The organism is Aminobacter sp. P4_D5, assembly GCF_056401815.1.
Window position 1 is genome coordinate 1 of sequence record NZ_JBFUIP010001377.1, and the last position, 522, is coordinate 522.

Annotated in this window: 1 protein-coding gene; it reads right to left on the reverse strand. The window is 70.4% G+C overall.

Annotated features, from left to right (window positions below):
* The coding region (locus tag AC1DWF_RS38510; RefSeq protein ID WP_476843657.1) for an acyl-CoA dehydrogenase family protein at window positions 1-407 on the reverse strand (407 nt) is incomplete at its 3' end.
* Window positions 408-522: the final 115 nt, after the last annotated feature.

Genomic DNA, 522 nt, shown 5'->3' on the forward strand with positions numbered 1-522 from the left:
GTGGTGTCGAGGCCGGTCGTGGGCTCCGTCACGCCGAAGCAGGCCTTCTCCTCGCCGCGCACCAGCGGCGGCAGGAAGCGSSSCTTCTGCTCCTCCGTGCCGAAGACCACCACGGGGTTSAGGCCGAAGATGTTSATGTGCACGGCCGTCGACGCCGACATGCCGCCGCCCGACGCCGCGATGGCCTCCATCATCAGCGCAGCCTCGGTGATGCCGAGGCCGGAGCCGCCGAACTCCTCGGGGATGCAGATGCCGAGGAAGCCCGCCTCCGCGATGGCTTTGTGGAAGTCGTGCGGGAAGCCGCCCTCGCGGTCCTTGGCGAGCCAATAGGCATCGTCGAAGCGCGTGCAGATGGAGGCGACGGCCTGGCGGATCGCTTCCTGCTCGGGTGTCGGGGCGAAGTTCATGCCTGGTCTCCAAGCCTTGTCGCGCCCGACGCGGCGAGCTCTGCGATGTCGGCCTCCGTGTACCCCGCCTCCTGCAGGATCGCGGCGCCGTCGGCGCCGAGGCGGGGGGCAGGGC